The 2,817-nt window shown below is 47.8% G+C and carries 4 protein-coding genes; all 4 read left to right on the forward strand.

The genetic code is table 11. From position 1 onward, the window contains the following. Nucleotides 1-606: response regulator (locus AC1DSE_RS33825; RefSeq protein ID WP_477528966.1), on the forward strand; the 606-nt coding region annotated here is incomplete at its 5' end. 133 nt (nucleotides 607-739) lie between these two features. Further along, entirely contained in the window at nucleotides 740-1,219 is a 480-nt protein-coding gene (locus AC1DSE_RS33830) for an ATP-binding protein (RefSeq protein ID WP_339207663.1), read from the forward strand. Next, nucleotides 1,216-1,560, forward strand: a complete 345-nt coding sequence (locus AC1DSE_RS33835) for an STAS domain-containing protein (protein WP_477528967.1) — start codon at nucleotides 1,216-1,218, stop codon at nucleotides 1,558-1,560. Before AC1DSE_RS33830 ends, AC1DSE_RS33835 begins: the two co-directional genes overlap by 4 nt. A 37-nt stretch (nucleotides 1,561-1,597) precedes the next feature. Further along, nucleotides 1,598-2,817, forward strand: a 1,220-nt coding sequence (locus AC1DSE_RS33840; protein ID WP_477528968.1) for a PP2C family protein-serine/threonine phosphatase, incomplete at its 3' end; no start/stop codon positions are given.

A 2,817-nucleotide genomic window follows, 5' to 3' on the forward strand; every position in this document is an offset into this window, starting at 1 on the left:
GAAGTAATAGGGGAAGCGGCAAGCGGCGAGGAGGCAATCGCTGCGATCGAAGAATTACAGCCCGATTTGGTGCTTATGGACATTAATATGCCTGGCATTGGCGGACTCGAAGCGACGCAGCGGCTGAAGCTGCTCATGCCCTCATTAAAAATTGTCATGGTAACGGTCTCCGATGACATTACTAATTTATTCGAAGCGATTAAGCGAGGAGCACAAGGTTATTTGCTCAAAAATCTTGCGCCGTCCTCATGGATGGAATATTTGCGAGCGATATCTTTAGATGAAGCACCGATGTCGAAGGAGCTTGCTTTTCGCATGCTGCAGGAATTTTCGAAAATGAAGCCGCAGGAGACGAAGCATCTTGTGAATAAAMCTCAAATGCTGGATAAAAATGCGTCTATTATTACGACTCCGCTGACCGATCGGGAGAAAGAAGTGCTTGAGCGGGTGGCTACAGGCGCTTCCAATCGTGAAATTGCAGGCGAGCTGTGCTTGTCGGAGCATACGGTAAAAAACCATCTGAAAAATATTTTGCAAAAGCTTCATCTCGCTAATCGCGTACAGTTGACGATTTACGCCTTTGAGCAGGGGCTTGTTGAACGTTAAAACTTTTGCTGAAGATGCACTTCAAACTATTCGACAAAAATAGCAGGATTCCAACAAAATTCGTAGAACTACTAGATTCATATCTTGCTTAGTTTCTGCTCGTATAGGTCAGATTCAATTTGGGGGGTAGTAAATGTCGAACGATTGGCAATTTCCCATCGATCGTGAAATTAAGCTGTACAATCGGCTGGATGAGCTTCAGCGTCTGAATGAAGGGCTTGAACAAATCGGTGCCGAGGCGGGCTGGTCTGAACGCGCAGTTCTCGACTTGTCTCTAGCATGCGAGGAGCTTGTCATCAACATTGTAAACTACGGCTTCCCATCTGGGGGAGAGCATCATATTGACGTCATTATTCAAGCTTCTCCAACCAGTGTTGAAGTGAAAATAGAAGACGGGGGCGTTCCCTTTAATCCGCTGCAGGAGGCTGATCCTAGAGCACTATTAGAGCTCGAGCTGGAGGATCGTCCGATTGGCGGCTTGGGTATTTTTTTTGTGAAAAGGTTAATGGATGACATTCATTATGAATATGCGGGCGGTTTGAATCGCTTCCGCATGCGCAAGCAATTCGTACTTAATAGCAATGGCGATAAGCGGGAGGAAGCAGACATATGAACATTCAAGCAACGGAGTTAAATGGCATTACGATTATTCCACTAGAGGGAAGATTGGATGGAAATAATGCGACGATAGCGGAGCAAGCTTTCTTGAAGCTATTTGCAGAAGGCAAGCAGCAATTTATTTTTGATTTTACGAATCTGCAATACATAAGCAGTGCGGGACTGCGCGTTATACTGGTGGYGGCTAAGAAGCTTAGAGCCTCTAAAGGACAGATGGTTTGCGCATGTCTCGGCGAGCAAGTCTATGATGTATTTGAAATGTCGGGTTTTACAACCATATTGGATATGGCGAAGACACTGGAAGAAGCGCTAGTCAAACTGGGAGCAGGGGCTTAATGATGGTTCAGCTGAAGCTAGAGAGGCGGTAACGGTCTTGTCAGTACTCTATTTAATATTCGGARCTGCGGGCCTTGGCGCTGCGGCATATTTATTCGTTTGCAATCGTCGTCTTACCGCAAAGCTGAGGCGTGCGGAAATGCTGTTTGATTTAAGCACGCAGGTTCATTCCTCGCTGCATCAGCCGGAGCTAATAAATTCGGTAAATGCAGCAGCGAAGCAGCTTATATTCGCAGAAGAGGCAGCGGTTGGTCTGGTCGATGACTGGGATTCGCAAGATAATGAGCTTACAAAAACCATGGATCATAGCGTCGGCGATAAGGTAAGCGTGCCGATGATGGCGAGAGGCCGTAAAGTGGGTGTTCTGGAAGCAACCGCTAAGATCGGCGGAGCTCGATTTAGTAGGGCAGATCATGAGACGCTTACTCAGTTCGCAAGGCCGCTGGCATTGGCACTGGATAATGCTAGACTCTATGAAGCGCTTGAGGAGTCGGTGGGGGAGCTGCAAATGGCAACAGCACTCAAGGATCGCCTTGAGAATGAGCTGCAAATTGCCGGCAGCATTCAGCTCAGCTTTCTTCCTACGACAATGCCTTCCGCAAATGAACCTTTTGACGTTTGTGCACTGTTGAAGTCAGCGAAAGAGGTAGGAGGCGACTTCTACAACTTTTTCAAAATAGACGAGGAGCATCTGTTTTTCACACTAGGTGACGTGTCGGATAAAGGAATACCGGCTGCGCTGTTCATGGCGATGACGCTTTCGTTAATTAAAGGGAAAATGAATGCGAGGCTGTCGCCAGGCGAGCTGCTGGAAATGGTCAACGATGAGCTTTGTACGGACAATGCGCAGCTATTCGCAACGATCATATGCGGCGTGCTGAACATTGCGACTGGCGAGGTTGTGCTTAGCGATGGCGGACATTGTACTCCTTACATTGTCAAAGCGGACGGCTCCGTTCTGCCGATTAAGCTCCCCAAAGGCATCCCGCTTGGTTCTTTCCCGGAATTCACTTATCGGAATCAGACCATCGAGCTTGAGCATGGCGATCGTTTTGTCCTCTACACCGATGGTATTACCGAGGCTGAGAACGAACTGCAAGAGCAGTATTCCACTAGTCGTTTACAAAATTTCTTATCTCAAACGTCCGGTTATTCTAGCGCTGAAATCATCGATGCGCTGCTGATGGACGTGTTCATGTTCGCGGACGGAGCTCCACAATCCGACGATATTGCGGTACTTTGCCTCATGCGCCGATA

The sequence above is a fragment of the Paenibacillus sp. 01L418 genome (genome assembly GCF_056400045.1).